General features: G+C 70.3%; 17 protein-coding genes. 4 read left to right on the top strand and 13 right to left on the bottom strand.

All coding sequences use genetic code 11. The features are described from left to right. Positions 1-53 precede the first annotated feature (53 nt). A complete protein-coding gene (serB, locus tag AB0I59_RS25210; RefSeq protein WP_061254152.1) occupies positions 54-1,277 on the top strand; it encodes a phosphoserine phosphatase SerB in 1,224 nt (407 codons plus the stop codon). Here serB and AB0I59_RS25205 read toward each other — a convergent pair. The 5 genes from AB0I59_RS25205 to AB0I59_RS25185 form a co-directional block, all read right to left on the bottom strand. Next, entirely contained in the window at positions 1,261-3,462 is a 2,202-nt protein-coding gene (locus tag AB0I59_RS25205) for an FUSC family protein (protein ID WP_358136570.1), read from the bottom strand. The two genes, serB and AB0I59_RS25205, sit on opposite strands and share 17 nt — an antisense overlap. Further along, complete coding sequence (locus AB0I59_RS25200; RefSeq protein ID WP_358136568.1) at positions 3,440-3,895, bottom strand: SixA phosphatase family protein; 456 nt, start codon at positions 3,893-3,895, stop codon at positions 3,440-3,442. Before AB0I59_RS25200 ends, AB0I59_RS25205 begins: the two co-directional genes overlap by 23 nt. Positions 3,896-4,069: 174 nt before the next feature. Next, entirely contained in the window at positions 4,070-6,418 is a 2,349-nt protein-coding gene (locus AB0I59_RS25195) for a sodium-translocating pyrophosphatase (protein ID WP_358136565.1), read from the bottom strand. A gap of 411 nt (positions 6,419-6,829) precedes the next feature. Continuing rightward, a complete protein-coding gene (locus tag AB0I59_RS25190) occupies positions 6,830-7,258 on the bottom strand; it encodes an ATP-binding protein (protein WP_061253912.1) in 429 nt (142 codons plus the stop codon). A gap of 16 nt (positions 7,259-7,274) precedes the next feature. Beyond that, the gene (locus AB0I59_RS25185) at positions 7,275-7,625 is read right to left on the bottom strand and encodes an STAS domain-containing protein (protein WP_061253913.1); all 351 of its coding nucleotides are present in this window, start codon (positions 7,623-7,625) and stop codon (positions 7,275-7,277) included. Positions 7,626-7,799: 174 nt separating this feature from the next. Here AB0I59_RS25185 and AB0I59_RS25180 point away from each other — a divergent pair, with 174 nt between their 5' ends. Continuing rightward, positions 7,800-10,127, top strand: a complete 2,328-nt coding sequence (locus AB0I59_RS25180) for a DEAD/DEAH box helicase (protein WP_435831059.1) — start codon at positions 7,800-7,802, stop codon at positions 10,125-10,127. A gap of 142 nt (positions 10,128-10,269) precedes the next feature. On the opposite strand, the gene AB0I59_RS25175 is transcribed toward AB0I59_RS25180, so the two are convergent. From AB0I59_RS25175 to AB0I59_RS25140, 8 genes are all read right to left on the bottom strand, one after another. Continuing rightward, a complete protein-coding gene (locus AB0I59_RS25175) occupies positions 10,270-10,638 on the bottom strand; it encodes an Rv3654c family TadE-like protein (RefSeq protein WP_358136561.1) in 369 nt (122 codons plus the stop codon). A 314-nt stretch (positions 10,639-10,952) separates the two neighbouring features. After that, positions 10,953-11,342 carry a TadE family type IV pilus minor pilin gene (locus tag AB0I59_RS25170; protein ID WP_358136558.1) on the bottom strand — a complete coding sequence of 130 codons (390 nt, stop codon included), beginning with the start codon at positions 11,340-11,342 and terminating at the stop codon, positions 10,953-10,955. Between the two features lie 184 nt (positions 11,343-11,526). Beyond that, positions 11,527-11,817: a DUF4244 domain-containing protein gene (locus tag AB0I59_RS25165; RefSeq protein ID WP_061253915.1), complete on the bottom strand. Its 291-nt coding sequence runs from the start codon at positions 11,815-11,817 to the stop codon at positions 11,527-11,529. Between the two features lie 816 nt (positions 11,818-12,633). Then, complete coding sequence (locus AB0I59_RS25160) at positions 12,634-13,038, bottom strand: type II secretion system F family protein (RefSeq protein WP_228648421.1); 405 nt, start codon at positions 13,036-13,038, stop codon at positions 12,634-12,636. A gap of 473 nt (positions 13,039-13,511) precedes the next feature. Beyond that, on the bottom strand, positions 13,512-14,351 hold the full coding sequence (locus AB0I59_RS25155; protein ID WP_082776681.1) for a type II secretion system F family protein: 840 nt from the start codon (positions 14,349-14,351) through the stop codon (positions 13,512-13,514). Further along, entirely contained in the window at positions 14,339-15,532 is a 1,194-nt protein-coding gene (locus AB0I59_RS25150) for a TadA family conjugal transfer-associated ATPase (RefSeq protein ID WP_061254159.1), read from the bottom strand. Before AB0I59_RS25150 ends, AB0I59_RS25155 begins: the two co-directional genes overlap by 13 nt. A gap of 44 nt (positions 15,533-15,576) precedes the next feature. Then, positions 15,577-16,617, bottom strand: coding sequence for a septum site-determining protein Ssd (gene ssd / locus AB0I59_RS25145; RefSeq protein WP_061253916.1), 1,041 nt, complete (start codon positions 16,615-16,617; stop codon positions 15,577-15,579). Positions 16,618-17,468: 851 nt separating this feature from the next. Then, entirely contained in the window at positions 17,469-18,245 is a 777-nt protein-coding gene (locus AB0I59_RS25140) for a Fic family protein (RefSeq protein WP_061253917.1), read from the bottom strand. 244 nt (positions 18,246-18,489) lie between these two features. Between AB0I59_RS25140 and acs the strand changes: the two genes are divergently transcribed. Beyond that, complete coding sequence (acs, locus tag AB0I59_RS25135; RefSeq protein WP_358136552.1) at positions 18,490-20,466, top strand: acetate--CoA ligase; 1,977 nt, start codon at positions 18,490-18,492, stop codon at positions 20,464-20,466. Positions 20,467-20,618: 152 nt separating this feature from the next. Further along, positions 20,619-21,818 (top strand): Na+/H+ antiporter NhaA, encoded by a 1,200-nt coding sequence (nhaA, locus tag AB0I59_RS25130; protein WP_358136549.1) that lies wholly within the window; start codon positions 20,619-20,621, stop codon positions 21,816-21,818. Positions 21,819-21,824 lie beyond the last annotated feature (6 nt).

Raw genomic sequence — 21,824 nt, 5'->3', positions numbered from 1 at the left:
CATGGTGAACCCCGTGCGCGACCACAGGCCCCGGCCAAGTAGCGTTGGCCGCGATGAACCAGCGCACGCTCCTGATCACGCTCACCGGTCCGGATCGCCCGGGAGTCACCTCGCGTCTGTTCACCGTGCTGGCCGGGTTCCCCGTGACCGTCGCGGACGTCGAGCAGGTCGTCATCCGCGGCCGGCTGACCCTCGGTGTGCTCGTCGCCTACGCGGGCGGGCCGCCCACCGGCACCGGTGGCACCCTGGGCGGCCTGTGGACCGCCGTCGAGCAGGTCGCCGCCGACCTCGACATGGAACTCGAGATCGCCACCGGCACCATCTCGAAGGAGAAGCGACGCCGCGGCCGCCTGCACGTCACCGTGCTCGGCGCCCCCCTCACGCCCGCCGCCATGGCCGGGATCAGCGGCAGGATCGCGGCGTGCGGCGCCAACATCGACCGCATCGAACGGCTGTCGAGCTACCCCGTGACGTGCATCGAGCTCGCCGTCTCCGGCGCCGACCCGGTCGCGATGCGGGCCGAGCTGGCCGCCGAGGCCGCGCTCCAGCACGTGGACGTGGCCGTTCAGCGGTCCGGCCTGTACCGCCGCGCCAAGCGGCTCATCGTCATGGACGTCGACTCCACCCTCATCCAGGCCGAGGTCATCGAGCTGCTGGCCAGGCACGCCGGATGCCTCGGCGAGGTCGCCCGGGTGACCGAGGCGGCGATGCGCGGCGAGATCGACTTCGCCGAGTCGCTGACCCGGCGGGTGGCCCTGCTGGAGGGCCTGCCCGAGGAGATCTTCGAGCAGGTCGCCAAGGAGGTCGTCTACACGCCCGGCGCACGCACGCTCGTGCGCACGCTGAAGCGCCTCGACTACCGCTTCGCGATCGTCAGCGGCGGGTTCACCCAGATCACCGACAGTCTGGTCAAGGAGCTCGGCATCGACTACTCCGCCGCCAACACGCTGGAGGTCGTCGACGGCAGGCTCACCGGCCGGGTGATCGGCGAGATCGTGGACCGGCCCGGCAAGGCCCGCGCCCTGGAGCGGTTCGCCGAGCAGGCGGGCATCCCGATCAGCCAGACCGTCGCCATCGGTGACGGCGCCAACGACCTGGACATGATCGCCGCAGCCGGCATCGGCATCGCCTTCAACGCCAAGCCGATCGTGCGGCAGGCCGCCGACACCGCCGTGAACGTTCCGTACCTCGACTCGATCCTCTACCTGCTCGGCATCTCCCGTGAGGAGGTCGAGGCCGCCGACGCCGAGGACGGGGTCGTCACACCTCGTCACTGACCACCGGGAGATCGGTCCGATCGGCCCGGTCCGCGGTGAACGCGGCGGTGGCGTAGGCGCACAACCGCGCCGACTCCGAGTTGAGCGAGCGCATCGCGTGGTCGACCGCCGCGGCCTGGAGCAGCGCCCGCCGGACCTTCGTCGCCCGGTCGGCCGGGGCCACGTCCAGCTCGTCCAGACGCCGCTCGGCCAGCGTGCCCAGCCATCCGGAGAGGTCGGCCAGCTTCCCTTCCACCTCGCCCCCCGACTCGTACGGCTCGCCGGCCTCCACGGCGTCCGCCGCGTCCTCCAACCGGTCGGCGACCGCGTCGAGCACATCAGGAACGGGCCCCGCCTCGACCCGCTCCTCCCGCAGCACCGAGGTGACCGCGATCAGGTCGTCACGGACCCGCTGCGTGAGGGACATCGCCTCCGCGACCTCCTCCGGCGCCGTGACCCCGGGCTCGTGCGCGATGTAGTCGAGAGCCTTGGAGACGGCCGTCGCCGCCTTGGACGCCTTCCTGATGGACTCCTCCGCCTTCACTTCCGGCAGTTCGCCCCGGCTCACCTCGGCCAGCGTCCTCGACGCCGTCGCGTGGGTCCTGAGCATCCGCGCCACCCGGTCCGCCAGGCGTACGGTCTCGCCGCGCGGCCACAGCAGGCGGGTGCATGCCAGCGCGATGACGCCTCCGAGGAGCGTGAGACCCACCCGCGCCCCGGCGAGGCCCGGCTTCTGCGGCACCTGGAAGTCGATGAGCAGCAGCACGAACATGTTCAGGAACGTGATCCAGTACGCGAAGCGGGCGCTGGCCAGGCCGAACGCGAGCAGAGCCGCGATCGTGATCAGGATCGCCAGCGGCCACCGGTGCGGCGCGACCAGCAGGACCATGGCCGCGGCGAACCCGCCGATCGCCGTCCCGAGCGTGCGCCCACCCGCCCTCGCAAGCGTCTCGCCGTACGTCGGCTGGATCGTCACCAACACGGTGATCGCGAGCCACTGCGGATAGGCGGGCCTGGCGAACACCACGATCAGCATGGCGATCAGGGTGCCCAGCCCGACCCGCAGCGCGTGCCGGAACCCGGGATCGTCCAAGGCCAGCCGGTAGCGCACCTCGGGCGTGACGGGAGTGCCCAGCTGGGGCAGGACCAGCCGCGGCGACGACAGTTCCAGCGCGGGCCCGGCCGCCTTCTCCACCGCCGAGGCGAGCCGCTCGGCGCAGTGCTCGATCTGGCGCAGCATCACGAGGTGCAGGAGCTCGCGCTCCCCCTTCGGCCGGGTGCCCCGCAGGGCGTCGGCCCGTTCCTTGAACTCGTCGATCCCGGCAGGAAGCTCCATGCCCGACTCCGGGCGGGCGAGCGCCGCCGACATCGACCGCAGCGAACGGCAGAGCGTCGTGGTCAGCGCGGAGAAGCCCACCCGCTCGTCCGCGTCCGGAACCTGGCGGTACACCGTCATGCACAGCCCCCGCAGCGTCACCGCCTCGTACAGCACCCGCCGGAAGGCGGCCACCACCGCCTCCGCCTGCGGGGAGCGGCGCTGCCAGCGATGCCGTGCGCACGACCTCCTGGCCTTCTCCAGCGCCGCGGTGGCCGTACGCCGCCGTTCGTCCCAGGCGTCCCGGTCGAGGCTCCTGTCGGCGACCGCGTCCACGAGTTCGGCCATGGACGCGGCGGTCTCGGACAAGGTGATCGTCAGTGGACGGGTACGGCGCCACGGCCACGGCAGTGGGAGCACGACCGTGGACAGCAGGCCCCCGAGGAGCATCAGCCCCAGATGCGGGATCGGCTCGACGGGCAACGGATTGGCCGCGGTCAGCAGCAGCGCCAGCGCCGCCGTCGGCCCCATCATCGGCACCACGATGCCGAGCGCCGCGAGCGCCGGGGTCACCAGGACCAGCAGCCAGTCGTGCCCCGCGACGAGGAGGATCCCGAGCAGCGTGCCCAGAGCCAGGGCGAAGGTGGCGCCGAGGAGGCGGGCCACCCGGACGCTGCCCGGATTGCGGACGGCCCGTACCGCGACCAGCCAGGCGCCGGTGCTGATCACGGCACCGTCCTCCGGATGGCCGGTCACCAGACCGAGGATCAGCGGGACGGCCACACAGGCGCACCCGGTCACACCGAACCCGAGCGCCAGGCGAGGGTCCTCGACCTTCAGCGCACGGGCGGCCCGGCCTGCCCAGTGTTTAAGGACGGTGAGCCCGGACAAGGTTGCCGGTCCCCGGATCGAGGTCGTCCCAGTCGCCAGGGAGCTCGATCACGGCGTACGCCCCGGGAGGAAAGCCCGCGTTCCCGTCGCCGGTGATGGTGAGCACGAGCTCGTGAACGCCCGGATTGTGCCCGACGAGCACCAGCGTCTCGATCTCCGAGCCGGTACGGCGGAGCAGGTCGAGCAGCTCGTCGGCGTACGCCTCGTAGATGTCGCGCTCGACCTCGATCGGAGCGTCGATCCCGAGCAACTCGGCGGTCTCCCTTGTGCGGACCGACGGCGAGCAGAGCACGAGGCCGGGCTTCAGCGGCCGGATGAGGTCGCCGGTCTCGCGGGCTTCCCGCCTCCCGTGCTCGGTGAGGGGACGCTCTCGGTCGGCCAGACCCGGCACCTGCGCGGCCGTGGCGTGCCGGACGACGATCAGCGTCTTCATCGGGACGCCCACACGGCGAGCGCGACGATGACCGCGAACATCGCCAGCATGCCGAGCAGGATCAACAGGAGGCTCCGCCCGCCGGATGGCTTGTCCATGACTCCTGAGTCTAGATGCGCCGGAAAAGGAGGAGGGCCCCCCGCACCCGCGGGAGGCCCTCGACGAACGGGTGTGTCAGCTCGCCACGGTCTCCGGCGTACGCTCCTCGTTGTTCGAGGCGATGCCGCCCGAGCGGCGCTTCGACACGACGATCGCGGCCACGACCACCACGAGCGCCACGGCCGTCACGCCGACGCGCAGCGCGACGTTGTCGGCGTAGGCCACGACCGCGGGGGCGATCAGCAGCGCCACCAGGTTCATCACCTTGATCAGCGGGTTGATCGCGGGACCGGCGGTGTCCTTGAACGGGTCGCCGACGGTGTCGCCGATGACGGTCGCCGCGTGGGCCTCCGAACCCTTGCCTCCGTAGTGGCCGTCCTCGACCAGCTTCTTGGCGTTGTCCCAGGCGCCGCCGGAGTTCGCCAGGAACACGGCCATCAGCGTGCCGGCCGCGATCGCGCCCGCCAGGTAGGCGCCGAGCGGCGCGTACCCGAAGGCGAACCCGACCGCGATGGGCGTCATGACGGCGAGCAGGCCGGGCGTGGCCAGTTCGCGCAGCGAGTCGCGGGTGCAGATGTCCACGACGCGGCCGTAGTCCGGCTGCTCGCTCCCGTCCATGATCCCGGGCTTGGTGCGGAACTGCTCGCGCACCTCGAAGACGACGCGTCCGGCGGCCCGGCCGACCGCCATGATCGCCAGACCCGAGAACAGGAACACCACCGCGGCACCGATGATCAGACCGACCAGCACGTTCGGCGAGTCGACCGAGAGGCTGAAGTTCGCGAACGAGCCCAGCGCGTCCTTGACGCTCTGGGTGGCCTTGGCCAGCTCTCCCTCGACCGCCGTACGGAACGACCCGAACAGCGCCGTGGCGGCCAGTACGGCCGTCGCGATGGCGATGCCCTTGGTGATGGCCTTGGTGGTGTTGCCGACCGCGTCGAGGGAGGTGAGCACGCGGGCGCCCTCACCCTCGACGTCGCCGGACATCTCCGCGATGCCCTGCGCGTTGTCCGAAACCGGGCCGAACGTGTCCATGGACACGATCACGCCCACCGTGGTCAACAGGCCGGTGCCGGCCAGCGCGACGGCGAACAGTGCCACGGTCACGTTGCCGAAGCCGAGCAGGAAGGCGCCGTAGACCGCGCCGCCGATGAGCAGCGCCGAGTACACGGCGGATTCGAGACCGACCGAGATGCCGGACAGGATGACGGTCGCCGCGCCGGTCCGCGAGCTCTCCGTGATCTCCTTCACGGGGCGGCGGTTGGTCTCGGTGAAGTAGCCGGTGAGGATCTGGATGGCGCTGGCGAGCACCAGGCCGATGATCACGGCGCCGATCGCGATCAGGCGCGGGTCGGAGCCGAGACCGGCGATCTCCTTGCTCACCCCGGACAGCTCGCTGAAGCTGGCGGGCAGGTACACGAACGCCGCACCGGCCACCAACACGGCGGAGATGGCGGCGGAGATGAAGAAGCCGCGGTTGATCGCGGCCATCCCGTTGCGGTCGCCACTGCGCGGCGCGGTGGTGAAGATGCCGATGATCGCCGTGATGACGCCGATCATCGGGACGATCAGCGGGAACACCAGGCCCTCGGTGCCGAAGGCCGCCTTGCCCAGGATCAGGCTGGCGACCAGCATGACTGCGTACGACTCGAACAGGTCGGCCGCCATGCCGGCGCAGTCGCCGACGTTGTCACCGACATTGTCGGCGATGGTGGCCGCGTTGCGCGGGTCGTCCTCGGGGATGCCCTGTTCGACCTTGCCGACGAGGTCGGCGCCGACGTCGGCGGCCTTGGTGAAGATGCCGCCGCCGACCCGCATGAACATGGCGAGCAGCGCGGCGCCGAAGCCGAAGCCCTCCAGCACGCTCGGGGCATCGCCCTTGTAGATCAGCACGACGATCGCGGCGCCGAGCAGGCCGAGGCCGACGGTGAACATGCCCGCCACGCCGCCGGTGCGGAAGGCGATGCGCATCGCGGCCTTCTCACCCGGCGTGATGCCTTCTCCTCCGGCCTGCGCGCCCCTGGCGGCGGCCGCGACGCGGACGTTGCCTCGGACGGCGAGCCACATGCCCGTGAAGCCGGTCAGCGCGGAGAACACCGCGCCCACCACGAAGAAGACCGAGCGCCCCACGGCCACGCTCGTCGAACTGGACGGCAGCAGGAACAACAGGAAAGGAATGATGACGACGAAGATGGCAAGTGTCCGGAACTGCCGCGTGAGGTACGCGGCGGCACCTTGCTGTACGGCTTTCGCGATGTTCTGCATTCGCTCGGTGCCTTGCCCCGCGGAGAGCACTTCGCGGACGAGACCGCCCGCGACGGCAAGAGCGATCAGGGCCACCGCGGCGACCACGACGACGAGTGTGAGATGGGAACCGCTCAGGGATACCGCTGCGCCTTCGTCAGCGGCAAAATAGGCAGACATCCGTCCTCCTCGGCCAGACGGGTTCTGGAGTCCGCGCGAACAACGAAGAAATGCGCTGCTATCCACGCCGACTCGTAGGTCCCGGACGGCGCTGCTGTCAATGGTTTCGGCGGGCCGAGCGGCGCCTTCCGGGTGGTTGGCAGTGCCGCTTCCGGTTGCATCCGCAATACCTTGGCCGGTGCGGGGAGTCTACGCAGCGAGACGGCGGATATGAAGGCCCTTTCGCCCGCTAATCCTGATGGCGTTCAGGAATAACGGGATCTTTGCCTGGCCACGCTGCTTCCTTGACCTCATGTCATCCGAATTACGGCGAACGGGAATACGGAGTTTCGGGCGTCCGAATATCGGGGAGGTTGAGCAGCACAAAAAAAGATCGAGCGCCGCCCCCTACAGGGAGGCACTCGATCTCGATCAGACCGCGGCTACGCCGTTGGGCGACGCGGGCCAGCTCATGCGGATGCGCATGCCCTTGGCGCCGGACGACACCTCGACGTCGTCGGCCAGACCCGCGATGACCGCGATCCCGAGGCCGGGCATCTCCGGCACGAGGGTCCCGTCCGTGGGGATCACGGGTTGCTGGAGGTCGTCGCTGGGAGCGACGTCGGTGACGGTGACCTCGAAGCGTCCCGAGTCGTCGCGCAACTCGATGACGATCGGCTCTCCCGGGCAATGGACGCGATGCGCCTCCACTGCCCGCGAGCACGCCTCTCCGACGGCGAGCCGCACCTCGTCCAGCAGCGCCTCCGACACGCCGGTGCGCCGGGCGATGGCCGTGGCGACCAGCCGTGCCGTACGCACGTGGGCCGGGAGTGCGCTGAACGTCAGCTCGACGGTGGCCATGCTGGCTCCTCGGCCGTCACTTGTCTCGGCCGTGGGCTTCCTTCGCCTCGTCCACCGAGGCGTAGATCCCGAAGACCTTGGTGAGACCGGTGATCCGGAAGATCTTCAGGATGCGCTCCTGCGTGCAGACGAGCTCCAGCGAGCCGTCGTGCGCCCGCACCCGCTTGAGCCCGCCGACCAGCACGCCGAGCCCGGTGGAGTCCAGGAAGTCCACCTTCTCCATGTTCACAAGGAGGTGGAAGTTGCCCTTGTTGACCAGGTCGATCAGCAGCTCACGCAGTCTGGGCGCGGTGTAGACGTCGATCTCACCTTCGACATCGACGATGGTGAGGTTGTCCTCGGAATGGTGGTCCAACTTCAGATCCACAGATCCTCCAGCGCCTTGCATGCGTAGGTCCTCGATGGAGGTCGTGCATCCTGGAAGCTCGAAAGCCCCAGAAGAACGACCCCGACGCGCGGCATTCAACCACGCTACGACTCCGTGTCTATACGAAATCCCGACTCCGAGCGACTCTCCCCACAGATGCCATAGTGGAAACCAGTGACTTCGTCTACCTCACCTTCACGTCGGACAGGCCCTCTCCTGGCACGGCTGCTCTCGGCACCGTCGCGCAGCGGGCGGGTCACGCATGTCGAGCACGTTCCAGCACGTCAGGCGGGCCAGGCCGGCTGGCCGGAGTGGGCTCCGGACGTGCTGGTGAGCCGATTGGAGAACCAGGGCATATCGGGCCTCTGGCAACACCAGCTCGACACCGCCGAGCACGTTCGACGTGGCCAAAACGTGATCATTGCCACTGGCACCGCCTCGGGAAAATCTTTGGCGTACCTGCTCCCGGCCGTGGCCGACGTCCTCGCAGGCGGCACCGTGCTCTACCTGACACCGACGAAGGCCCTCGCCGCCGACCAGCTCCGCGCGGTCAGGGCGCTGCGGCTGGCCCAGGTCAGGGCGGCCACCTTCGACGGTGACACTCCCGCGGAGGAACGTCCCTGGGTACGGCAGCACGCCAACTATGTCCTGACGAATCCAGACATGCTGCACCGGTCGATGTTGCCGGGCCATGCCCGCTGGTCCTCGTTCTGGCGACGGCTCCGGCTGGTGATCGTCGACGAATGCCACGGATACCGCGGTGTCTTCGGCTCGCACGTCGCCCAGATCCTGCGCCGCCTGCGCCGGGTCTGTGGGAAGTACGGCTCCCGCCCCACCTTCCTGCTGGCGTCGGCCACCGCGAGTGACCCCGCCCTGGCGGGAGCACGCCTGACGGGCCTTGAGATGGCCGAGGTGACCACGGACGCCTCGCCCCGGGGTTCCGCCACCTTCGCGCTCTGGGAGCCGCCTCTGACGGACCTGCGGGGCGAGAACGGCGCGCCGATCCGGCGCACGGCCACCGCCGAGACGGCCGACCTGCTCACCGACCTCGTCGTCGAAGGGGTGCGAACGCTGGCCTTCGTCCGGTCCCGCCGGGCCGCCGAGACCGTCGCGCTCACCGCTCGGAGGAATCTCGAAGAGATCTCCCCCGACCTGCCGTCCCAGGTGGCGGCCTACCGGGCGGGTTACCTGTCCGACGACAGGCGGGCGCTGGAGAAGTCGCTGCGGTCGGGTTCGCTGATGGGCCTGGCCACCACCAACGCCCTGGAACTCGGCGTCGACGTGTCCGGCCTGGACGCCGTCCTCATCGCCGGCTGGCCGGGCACCCGCGCCTCGCTCTGGCAGCAGGCGGGACGGGCCGGGCGGGCGGGACAGGACGCCCTCGCCGTGCTCGTGGCCCGGGACGACCCGCTGGACACCTATCTCGTTCACCATCCGGAGGCACTGTTCGGCCGGCCGGTGGAGGCCATCGTGCTCGATCCCGACAATCCGTACGTGCTGGCTCCTCATCTGTGCGCGGCCGCCGCGGAGATCCCGCTGACCGAGCAGGATCTGGAGATCTTCGGTCCCGCCGCACCGGACGTCCTCGACGACCTGGCGGGCAGGGGGATGTTGCGGAAGCGCACCACCGGCTGGTTCTGGACCAGCCGGGGACGCGCCTGTGACCTGGCCGACATCCGCGGCGCGGGAGGCGCCCCGATCCAGGTCGTGGAGGCCGCCACGGGACGGCTCCTCGGCACCGTGGACGAGCCGTCCGCCCACATGACGGTCCACTCCGGGGCGGTGTACGTCCATCAGGGCGAGACGTTCGTCGTGGACCTGCTCGATCTCGACTCCGACGTCGCCCTGGTCACGGCGGCCGAACCCGACTACACCACGTACGCGAGAGACATCACGGATATTCGGGTGGCCGAATCGATCCGTATGCGGCCTTTCGGGCCGGGCGAGTTGCATTTCGGATCTGTGGAAGTGACCCAGCAGGTCGTCTCGTACATCAAGCGGCGCACCCAGACCGGCGAGTCCCTCGGCGAGGAGCCGCTGGACCTGCCACCTCGAACGCTGCACACCCGGGCGGTCTGGTGGACACTGCCCGACCTCGCGCTCGCGCCGCTGATGGCCGACACCGACGGCAAGCCCGTGGACCTCGGTGGTGCGGCTCATGCCGCGGAACACGCCTCCATCGGCCTGCTCCCCCTGTTCGCGACGTGTGATCGATGGGACATCGGCGGCGTCTCCACGCAACTCCACCAGGACACCGGTCTGCTGACGGTCTTCGTGTACGACGGCCATGACGGCGGGGCGGGCTTCGCCGAACGAGGCTTCGCCCGCGCCGTCGACTGGCTCTCCGCGACTCAGGAGGCCATCGCCTCCTGCGAATGCGAGCAGGGCTGTCCGTCCTGCATCCAGTCGCCCAAGTGCGGCAACGGCAACGAACCCCTCGACAAGGCCGGCGCGCTCCGCCTGCTCGGCATCCTGCTCGGCTCGGACACCCGCCCGGAGTGATCAGGACCTGGATTCAGGACTCAGCCGATCATCGCCCTGGCAGTCACAGCCCTAGGCAGTCACGGGTCCGGGTAGTCCCGGGTCCGGGCAGTCATGGCTCCCGGGCCATCCCAGCCAGTGGCAGCCATCAAGGTGCCGTGGGTCAAGGTGCCGTGACGGGTCCCGCGCGGGCGAGAGCCGTCGCCGTCCCGACACCCGCGATGGGCAGGACACGCGGCACCGCGACGGCGGCAGCGACGTCGACGATGCCGTCTGAGAGCGCACAGGAGACCATCCGCGCGCCATTGGCCATCGCCACCATGTCCGCACGCCCGCATGCCCCCTCCGGCGCGGAGAAGGCGTGTGCTGCCGCCGCCAGGGCGCTGAGATCGGCCGCGCTCTGCGCCCGATGGCGCGCCACCCTCACCGCTCCGACCTGAAGCACCGCCAGCGCGACAACCCACACCACGGCCATGAGCGTGACCATCCAGATCGTGGCCGACCCGCTCTCCCGAGCCTCTCTTTCCCTCAAGCTCCTCACGCCGTTTCCACTGCCTCCACAACGTTTCCCCCGCCCCACATTTCTCCGCCGTCCCCACACCGTTTCTGCCGTCTCCACGCCGTCGCCCCTGTCCCCACACCGTCCCCAGGCCCTCTCCCCGTCCCCAGGCCCTCTCCCCCGTCCGCGGGCCGTTTTCGCCGTTCCTACGCCGTTCTCAACTGGTCTCCTCAGGCCCCTCCGGCTCTTGCCCGATCACATCGGCCCTTCCAGTCCTCGGTGTCGTGGAAGAAGTGTTCTCGCATTCCTTCGGCGGCTGTGATCTGCCGGTCACCCACCCCAGTGAGTCACGGCATACGTCCCTCAGGAGTCCGGCCGGAAAAGTCGATCGCGCCTGGCTCTGTGGCGGCGCTGGCGGACGCCTCGACCCGGATGGCCGGAAGCATCAACCCCCAACTCGGCCTGATCAGCGCCGAAATCCTCACCCTGGCCATCTCACCCACGATCGAGACCGCGATCTCCGCGCCTCGTGGTGCCGAACGGGCCGCCGCCGCGCGTACCGACGCGACAGGCTCGCCCCGGGCCACGGCCCTGGCTCCCGCCCTGGCCGCGTCCACGCACTCCAATTGGGCACCGATGAGACCCACCGCCCACAGAGCGGCACCGAGGACCGCGACCAGGGCCGGCAACCCGACGGCCGCCTCGGCAGTGACCGAGCCTCGATCACTCGGTCGCACTCGCCGGGCCTTCGGCTCCCTCACAGGCAACAGATCGCCAGAAAGGCCCCCGGCCTGGCGCCCACGAAACCGCGCCGGATCGGGCAACGCCGCCCTGCCGGCCATCCACATCAACCCTGATGAGGCCCCTCGGCGTGGCGACGCACTCAGCGTGCGCTCCATCCCAGCGAGCTCGCTCACGGCGTCACCCCGCCAGCTTGAGGGCCTTCTGGATCAGCGCGGTGAGCATGCCTCTGACCTCAGCACTCGTGACGATCTTGAAGAGCAGGCCCGCGAAGGCGCAGGCGGCGATCGTGCCCACCGCATACTCAGCGGTCGACATGCCCGCTTCGGCCCTGGTGCGGGCGGCCAAGGTCCATTGCACGGCCGTGGACCGGAGCCGTACCCGCAACGCGCCGATCAACGTCCGCCAGGAACGCGCCGAACTCTGGCCGCACAACAGCTTCTGCCGGGATTCCGGACCCAGTTCGAGCACTGAGGCCGCTCTGCCTTCCGAGGCCGATCTCCCTTCCGACTCCGGTCGGCGCCCCGACACCGGTCGACGCGTCGTACCGGAGCGACAAACCGCAGCCGACTGGTGCACCGGAAGCGGTCGGCGCGCTGTGGCGAGTCGGCATTCCGAACCAGGACGGCATCCCGGAGCCGGGCGACATTCCGAGGCCGGTCGGCTGACCAGGACATGAAACGCCGCCGCCTTCCTGGACACGCGTGCCATCACTCGCTGAACCGCCAGGAACGCCTGACACGTTCGTCCGACAGCTTTGCCGAGCTTCTTGCCGATCCGTGTGCGCATCGATCCCCCTGATCGGACCACCACGGTCTCTCCGCGGCTGCCCTCAGGTTCCGCGATCGGGCTTCTCCTCGCTGGCCCCGAACTCGGTTCTGGGGATAAGAATCGATCATGTTCCGTACTGTGGATAGCGGGGTTCTATGTGGATAACCGACCGCCCAGGACAGGGGGTTCAACCTGGAATATCGCCGCACGACATCTCCAGTTATCCACAAGTGTGGAAAGTGCTGTCCACAGCCCGAATCACCGGACAGTCGCCCGAGCTTGTCTCATGCTGACGCCGACCGGCAAGGCTGCGGTGAGCCCGAAGAGGTGGGACAGGGCCCCCGCAAGTGCCCCGGACACCCCAGACACAGAGGCGGCACTGAAGAGGTGAGGCGGAGAAGCGCGGGAGGCAGTGCGCGGGGGTAAGCGACGCGAGCGTGAAGCCACGCCAGCATGAAGCGACGCCAGCGTGAAGCGACGCGAAGGAGGAGGGGCGGAAGGTGTAAGGGACCGATGTCAAGGCAAAAGGACTTGCCCTGCCAGACCAGCCACCACGGGAATGATCCCCAAAAAGACGAACGCGGGCAGGAAGCACAACCCGAGCGGAGCCACAGCCTGGACCCCGGCTTTCCTCGCAGCCGCCGATGAGGACGCGCGGCCGGCCCGACGCGCGTCATCCGCCAGCCGTGTGAGCACCTCTGCGACCGGCGCTCCGCGCCGGGTAGCTCTGATCATGGTCCGAGCGAGCGAAGCGAGGGGTGGGTCCTGCGCGAGAGCGCCCCAAGCCGCCTCTGGGTCCGCCCCCAGCCGTAGCTGGCCTCCGATCCAGGAGAGCCGTTCTCCCAATGGCCCACCGATGGCTTCCGCCACCGCGTCGACCGCTCCGCCCACCGGCTGCCCGGCTCGGAGACAGGCGACCATGAGATCGGCCGCGAACGGGAGATCCGCCGCCACTCGCTCGCGACGACGCCGGGCCTCGGCGGGTTCCCGCCGTTGAACAGCCACGAGCACGCCCCCGGCGACCAGTGCGCCCGCAACCGCACCCGAAACTCCCCCCAGCATGAGGAAAGCGAGTGTTCCGGTTGGCGCGGCGACCGCGAGCCCGTGGAGTCGGACCGCCATCTCGGGACTTCGGGCTGCTGATCCGCGTCCAATGTGAGAGCGGCCAGCCACAGTCGGCGCCATCTCGGTGATGGCCCCGACGCCGCTCCCCTGAATGGCATCCCGAGCGGCGCCATGACCAACACCTGGACCAACACCTCTGCCAACGTGCTGGACCGGCCCCCGCCGTAGATCTCCTGCCGCACCGAAGCCGGGAAGCGCACGCAGCCGACCGGAAGGCGAGATGCGAGCCGGCCACGCCATCACGGCCAGCGCGGCCAGGACAGCGGCGATCACCGCCATGATGTGCCGACCTCCTTCTCGAGGCCTCCCGCCTCATGACTCCGTACCGCGTAAGCGACCTTTCCGGAGCCTCCCGCCTCATGACCCCGTACCGCGTGAGCGACCTTTCCGGAGCCTCCCGCCTCCTGCCCCTGTGCCGCGTGGGCGACGATGCGGTTGGTCCACCACACGCCCACGCCGTCCAGAGCGAGCCCCGTGACCAGGCAGGCGATCCCGGCGGGTTCCCCGAACAGGAACGACAGAGGGCTCATGCCGAGGCCGGCGGCCATCAGCAGGCCGAGCGCGGGAAGGACCGCGAGCAGGCGCGCCGTCGCCCGCGGACCTGCGAGCTGGGCGGCGAGATCCTGCCTGTGCGTCTCGGCCTCGCGGAGCGAGCCGCCCAGCCGCTCGACGAGGGCGGCCAGGCCACCGCCCCCGGCCATGCTGACCTGCCAGCAGGCGGCGAGCCGGATGAGCCCCTCTCCACCATGAGGCGGGGCGGCGCGCAGCAGGGCGGCGGCGACGTCACCGCCGTCCCTGGCGGTGGCGACGACCGGCCGCAGCACCTCCGCATCGGGAAGGGTGACCGCGGAGACGGCACGGGACAGCGCGTCACCCGGAGTCCCACCGGCGGCGAGTTCGGCCACGATCCCCTGACAGAGCTCGATGGACACAGCACGCCACGCCGCGGCCTGCCGTTCGGGACGGGGGCGATCAAGGAGTGTGGCCGCGCGGCGTCTCGGCGTGCGCCCCCGGGCACCCGTGAGACCCGCCACACGCGCCGCGGCGATTCCCGGGCCGGCCCAGACCCATGCCGCGAGCGCGGCGGCCAGCACCGCTATGGCGACCATGCGGCCCCCGGGCATCGGGCCGCGAGCGCGGGCGCGGCGGGGCCGGACGTCACGTCGCCGCCGGGACCGAATGCCAGGGCCGGGACGGCGGTCACCAGGCCGGAAGGGCAGCGTTCCAGCAGGCAGATCTCGGCCACCCTGCGGCGCCCGCCCCCGGGATCACGGACGAGGTGGACGACCGCGTCGAGCGCCGCCGCGAGCTGGCTGTGCACCGCCTCCCGGGAGAGTCCGGCCGCGCAGGCGAGGGCCTCCAGCCGGGCGGGCACGTCCGCCGCGTTGTTCGCGTGCAGCGTCCCGCAACCGCCCTCGTGGCCCGTGTTGAGCGCGGCGAGCAGGTCGATGACCTCGGCGCCTCGGACCTCGCCCACCACAACGCGGTCCGGCCGCATCCGCAGTGCCTGCCGTACGAGGTCGCGGAGGGTGACACCGCCCGCACCCTCGAGATTCGGCGGGCGCGTTTCGAGACGCACGACATGGGGGTGCCGGGGACGCAGCTCGGCGGAGTCCTCGACCAGGAGCAGTCGCTCACCCGGATCAGCCAGGGACAGCATGGCCGACAACATGGTGGTCTTGCCCGTGCCGGTGCCTCCGGTGACGAGGAAGGCCAGCCGCGCGGCCAGGATCGCCCGCAGGACCACCGCGCCGATGCCGGGCACGAGCTCCTCCAGCGTGAACGTGCGGCGGGGCGGCAGGCGCAGGGACATGCAGGTGCCCTCAGGCGCGATCGGCGGCAACACGGCGTGCAGCCGGACTCCTCCCGCCAGTCGCGCGTCCACGTACGGGCTGGCGTCGTCCAGACGCCGACCGGCCGCGGCGGCGAGCCGCTGGGCCAGGCGGCGGACCTCGTCGTCCCCGGAGAAGGCGACGGAGGTGAGCCGCAGGCCGCGGCCGTCGTCGACCCACACCTCTCGTGCGCCGTTGACCAGGACGTCCGTGACGCCCGGCTCGGCGAGGAGCCCCTCGAGTGGCCCCGCGCCGATGAGGTCGGCGCGAAGGGTGCGCGCGATGGCCAACACCTCGGCGTCCCCGAGCACGGCCCGCTCGGCACGGAGCGCGCTCGCCACCCGGGCCGCCGACGGCTCCAGCCCCGAGCGGGCGAGCCGTACGCGGACGGCCTCGACCAGTTCCGGAGAGACCGTGGGGTCCGGCACGCTCGGGTCATCCGCCCGCTGTGGGGTCATGGCCTGTGCCGTGCCGTACGGACCGGTCTCTCCGGCGCGGAGGATCACGCGGCCTCCGTCAGGGTTTCGAGCAGGGTCGAGCAGAAGCGGCCCAGAGGTGTACGGCCGAGCGGAGGCGGCGCGCCCCGGTCGAGGGCCTCGGCGAGGCCCCGCTGTTCCGGTAGTACACCGGTGCCCCGAATCCCGAGGGAGGCCGCGACGACGTCGGGGGCGAGTGCCCCGGGACGCGGCACGACGCGGAGATCGGCGGTATGCCTGCGGAGCTGCGCCAGGACCTGCCCGGCGGCGAGCACCCCGCGGACGTCGGACCGGACGACGAGCAGCGTGGTGGCGGCCCGGGACAGCGCCTCCGCCTCACCGTCGTCCAGGTGGCGAGGCAGGTCGACGACGACCAGGTCGCAGCCGCGGCGGGCGGCGTCGAGCACGGCACGCATGGCCTGCCTCGGAATGGCCGCCGGTTCACCGCGATGCCAGGAAAGCACGGTCAGCTCGCCGAACGTGGGCAGCGCCTCCTGCAGGGCCGCGAAGCTCACCCGCCCTTCCCTCCCGGCGATGTCCGGCCAGCGGGCTCCGGTGGCCTCCTCCTGGCCCAGGACCACGTCGATGCCGCCGCCCAGCGGATCGGCGTCGACCAGCAACGTCCGCAGGCCGCGCCGGGAGGCGGTGAGGGCCAGGGACGCGGCCAGCACGGTCGCCCCTGCGCCGCCCCTGCCACCGGACACGCAGACGACCATGCCCGCCCTCGTCGCCGGTTCCGCCGCCTCGCCCAACTCGTCGACCAGAAGACGCTCGGCCTGCGGGAGTTCCACCACCGCTCGCGCCCCGACGGCGACGCATCGGCGCCACATCGACGGATCGGCCACGGCGCGGGTCACGAGCAGCACGTTCTGCCGTGGGGGCGGGCCGGTGGCGGCGAGGGCGTCCGCCAGGTCATCTCCGACGATGACCAGCGGAGCGCCGCTCCAGTACGGCCGGGCCTGCGCCGCGGCGTGCGCGACATCGAGCTCGACTCCGGCCGCCGCGGCGACGCGGAGGAGATCGTCGAGAAGTTCCTGGTCGTCGGTGATGGCCAAGGGCCGGTGCATCGGTGTCTCCCTCCTGACAGGAAGACCACCATGCGAGCCGGGCCTGTCCGCCACGCTCACCGAATGCCGTTCTGGGGATTACTCCCTGGCTGTGGACGAACCAGGAGGCCATCCACGCGCTCGCCGGAGGCGCCTCGGCACGCGACCGGCGCCGAAAGGGGCGACCCCCGCCGGGGGGATAGCGGGGGTCGCCTACCGGTCCGGCACTGGGGGGGTAGAGCCGGATCCGTTTTCGGAAGAAAGCTTTCAACAGGTGCCCCTGGCGTGGCAAGAGAGTCACCACATCATGGCCAACTGCACGTCAACTCTCCGTAATGGGAGTCACCACCGTATGCTGCCCGATCGCGGGGGCCGCGTCGAGCGGCAATCCCCCGATTCGGCCGGTTTTCTTCCATGGAAGACGTCCGCATATCGACAGCCGTTGTCAATTCGCGACCTAAAACGATCACTCAATGTGATCAGGAATGTTTGTAACGATCCAATATCCCCGGCGTCACGACAGCTTCAGCACATCGTCTCGGCCGGCTTCGCGATCGTCGGTAAAGGTCTTGGCCTGAGGGGTTCCCAAGTGCGGAAATCCGACGTAGAAAGGTGACACGGGCCCAGTGCCCGGGTACGGCCGCCGGGTACCCACGCGCGACCAGCCGCGGGAGGCGTGTCGAGACGGGCTTGACCCGATCCGACAAATACAAGGTGCACGCTTGGTAACCCGGTGCGACGTACTGGCGACGGCGTCCCAGTCCAGGGACGCCGTCTGCTGCTGTTTCGGCCCTCTCATATCCATCGGCTCCGGGAGCGTGCCCTTCGGATACGCCCTCAGGTAGCCCGGCGGGACAGACGGGACGGCCCGGTCAGCGGGACAGCGCCTCGCAGATGGCGGTCGTCTCCCTCGCTCCGAGCACCACGGCCGACGCGCAGTGCCTCACCCAGGCGCCCACCCCGTCGGCGGTGCCGGTCAGATAGGCCCGCAGCGCCTCCGCGTACGCGTCACCGAGATCGACGTGGCCCACCTCGACGACCGTGAGCGACTTGGGATCCAGCCCGTGCTCGACCAGGGTGAGCCGCTCGGCGGCACGGGCCACGACGCCGTCCGCGACACCGAACGGCCGCAGGACCACCAGTTCCGCGTGCACGATCGCAGCGAGGACGAGCGCGGGCGCCTGGGTGCTTCCCGTCACGAGGTCCGCCAGGGCCGCCATCCGTGCCGCCGTCTCCTCCCGGCCGGGCGCGGGGCCGAGGCCGATCGGGTCGGCGGACGTGGGCCCGGTTCTCGGCCGTCCCGGGTCGGCGGAGAGGCCGGCCGCGGCCAGGGTGTGCAGCCGTGCCAGCACCTGGCGGGGAGCCGTACGCCAGGTCTTGCCGAGCCGTCCGAGCTCGGCGGAGACGCGGAGCGCGCCCTGGACGGCGGGGTCGGTCACCTCGCCCGCCCGCAGCGACTCCAGCGGCACGTCGGCCCCTTCGAGCGCGGCCGACGCGCGCGCGCCGCGCAGAGCGGATTCCGCCGAGACCTCAGGACTCCGCCGCCGGAGCACACGGTGGCCGTAAAGCCGGTCCACGGCCTCACGCGCCTCCTGTACGGCTTCCGGCACTCCGGGAAGTTCGGCGATGACTGCCAATGGGTCGCTCACGGGAACCGACCATACCGGCGGGTAAGCGTCATTCAGCGAGGAGGTCCCGCCGTTGAACGCAGAGACGGCCGCTTCCTATCCCATTGCACTGTGTTTCATCAGGTATCCAGATATCAGGTAATTAGCCCTCTTCGGCGAGCCGGTGCCCCATCGGTACGGACCTGTCTAGACCTCTTGTCCTGGGCGCTCCCGGACTGGTGAAGTGGGACGCGACAATCAAGACCGCCATGCGAAGGAGTACGTTGTGGCCTCCGAAACCCCTGGTCACGAGACTCAGGAGACGCTGTCGAACCTGCTGAGCGAGAACCGCCGGTTCGCACCACCTGCCGACCTGGCGGCGGGCGCCAACGTGACCGCGGCCGCCTACGAGGAGGCGGAGGAGGACCGGCTGGGCTTCTGGGAGCGCGCCGCGGAGCGGCTGACCTGGGCTGAGCGGTGGGACACCACGCTCGAGTGGAACCCCCCGTTCGCCAAGTGGTTCGTGGGCGGCAAGCTCAACGTGGCGTACAACTGCGTGGACCGCCATGTCGAGGCGGGCCGCGGCGACAAGGTCGCCTACCACTGGGAGGGCGAGCCCGAGGGCGACAGCCGCACCATCACGTACGCGGACCTCCAGCGTGAGGTCTCCAAGACGGCGAACGCGCTCGAGGAGTTGGGCGTCCGCAAGGGCGACCGGGTCGCGATCTACATGCCGATGATCCCGGAGCTGCCGATCTCGCTGCTCGCCTGCGCGCGCATCGGCGCCATCCACTCCGTGGTCTTCGGCGGTTTCTCCGCGAGCGCGCTGAAGAGCCGCATCGACGACGCGGACGCCAAGGTCGTCATCACCGCCGACGGCGGTTACCGTCGCGGCGCCCCGAGCGCGCTCAAGCCCACGGTCGACGAGGCGGTCAGCGAGTGCCCCGGTGTGGAGCACGTCGTCGTCGTACGCAGGACCGGCCAGGACGTCGCCACGACCGACAAGGACGTGTGGTGGCACGACCTCGTGGACCGGCAGTCCGAGCAGCACACGGCCGTCCCGCATGACGCCGAGGACCCGCTCTACATCCTCTACACGAGCGGCACCACCGGAAAGCCCAAGGGCATCCTGCACACCACCGGCGGCTACCTCACCCAGACGTCCTGGACCCACCAGGCCGTCTTCGACCTCAAGCCGGAGACCGACGTCTACTGGTGCACCGCCGACATCGGCTGGGTCACCGGGCACTCCTACATCGTCTACGGCCCGCTCGCGAACGGGGCGACCAGCGTCCTCTATGAGGGCACCCCGGACACCCCGCACAGGGGCCGGTTCTGGGAGGTCGTCCAGAAGTACGGCGTGACGATCCTCTACACCGCCCCGACGGCGATCCGCACGTTCATGAAGTGGGGCGACGACATCCCCGCCAAGTTCGACATGTCGTCCCTGCGCGTCCTCGGCTCCGTCGGCGAGCCGATCAACCCCGAGGCGTACGTGTGGTACCGCGAGCACATCGGCGGCGACCAGTGCCCGGTGGTGGACACGTGGTGGCAGACCGAGACGGGCGCCATCATGATCAGCCCACTGCCCGGTGTGACCTCGGCCAAGCCCGGCGCGGCCATGCGGCCGCTGCCCGGGATCGTGGCCGACGTGGTCGACGACCAGGCCAACTCGGTCCCGAACGGCGGCGGCGGGTTCCTCGTGGTCCGCGAGCCGTGGCCGTCGATGCTCCGCACGATCTGGGGGGACGACCAGCGCTACATCGACACGTACTGGTCGCGCTTCGAGGGGATGTACTTCGCCGGTGACGGCGCCAAGCGCGACGACGACGGCGACATCTGGCTCCTCGGCCGGGTCGACGACGTCATGCTCGTCTCCGGCCACAACATCTCGACCACCGAGGTCGAGAGCGCCCTGGTCAGCCACCCGAAGGTCGCGGAGGCGGCCGTCGTGGGCGCGACCGACCCGGTGACCGGGCAGGCGATCGTGTCGTTCGTCATCCTGCGCGGCAGCGCGGAGGAGAGCGACGACATCGCCACCGAGCTGCGCACCCACGTGGCGAAGACGCTGGGCCCGATCGCCAAGCCGCGCCAGATCCTGATCGTGCCCGAGCTGCCCAAGACCCGCTCCGGCAAGATCATGCGGCGCCTGCTCCGGGACGTAGCGGAGAACCGCTCTCTCGGCGACGTCACCACGCTCACCGACAGCTCCGTGATGAATCTCATCTCCGACAAGCTGCCGAGCGCGAAGAGCGAGGACTGACGCCGATTCCGTGAGGGGCGCGGGTGTCTCCGCCGGACACCCGCGCCCTTTCACATGCCAGGACATGGGTAGCCTTGGCGGGAGGTGTGCCGGGAAGTCTGGTCGGCCGTCGGGGGGACCGCCCGCGACGTTCCGGCTCACCAAGGGGGATCATGCGTCGCGCTGCCGAGATCTGGCCGGTCCGGCCGACGGTGAGGTACGCCCGCCAACTGGCGGAGGCGCTCAGAACGGAGACGATCGGCGGCGTGATCATGCTGGCCGCCACCGTCGCCGCCCTGATCTGGGCGAACTCCACCTGGTCGGACTCCTACCAGGCGCTCAGGGACACCGTGCCCGGCCCGCTGCACCTCTCGCTCTACCAATGGGCTTCCGACGGCCTGCTGGCCGTCTTCTTCTTCGTCGCCGGTCTCGAGGTGAAGGAGGAGTTCGTCCACGGCGAGCTGTCCAACCTCCGGGACGCGATCCTGCCGATCGTCGCGGCGGTCGCCGGGATGATCGTGCCGGCGATCCTCTACCTCGCGGTCAGCTGGGGTGTGGAGGACGCCGTCAGGGGCTGGGCCATCCCGACTGCGACCGACATCGCGTTCGCCCTCGCCATCCTCGCCGTGACCGCCTCCGCGATGCCCGACGCGTTGCGCGCGTTCCTGCTCACCCTCGCCGTGGTGGACGACCTCGGAGCGATCACCGTCATCGCCCTCTTCTACAGCGAGCAGGTGCACCTCACGCCGCTGCTCGCGGCGGTGGCCGTCCTCGCCCTGTACGGGTTCCTGCAGTGGAGGCGGGTGCGCAACCCACTGATCTTCATCGTGCTCGGCGTGGCCGCCTGGGTGCTGGTGCACGAGAGCGGCGTGCACGCCACCGTCGCCGGAGTGCTCTGCGGCCTGCTCACGAGGGTGCGCCGCGACGACGGCGAGGAGAGCTCGCCGGCCGAACGCGCCGACCATTTCGTCCGGCCGGTCTCGGCCGGTTTCGCCGTCCCCGTGTTCGCCTTCTTCGCCGCCGGCGTCCGGCTCGACCCCCAGGCGCTCGGCGCCGTCTTCACCGAGAGGATCACGCTCGGCGTCATCATCGGGCTGGTCGTGGGCAAGTTCCTCGGTGTGTTCGGAGGTGCCTGGTTGTCGGTCAGACTCGGGTTCGCGAGGATCAGCGAAGACCTGTACTGGCGCGACATGGCGGCCGTGTCCGTGCTCGCCGGGATCGGCTTCACCGTCGCGCTGCTGATCGGCGACCGAGCCTTCCCCGGCATGGAGAGGATCACCACGGCGGTACTGGTCGCCAGTTTCACCGCGTCGCTACTGGCCGCGATCCTCCTGCACGTCCGCGTACGCAAGCGGGCACGGGATGATGTTTGATGGTTC

This window comes from Microtetraspora glauca, from assembly GCF_040656155.1.
Lineage (GTDB): Bacteria > Actinomycetota > Actinomycetes > Streptosporangiales > Streptosporangiaceae > Microtetraspora > Microtetraspora glauca.
The sequence above is the reverse complement of the archived record's forward strand: the minus strand, read 5'-3'. Positions and strand labels throughout refer to the sequence as shown.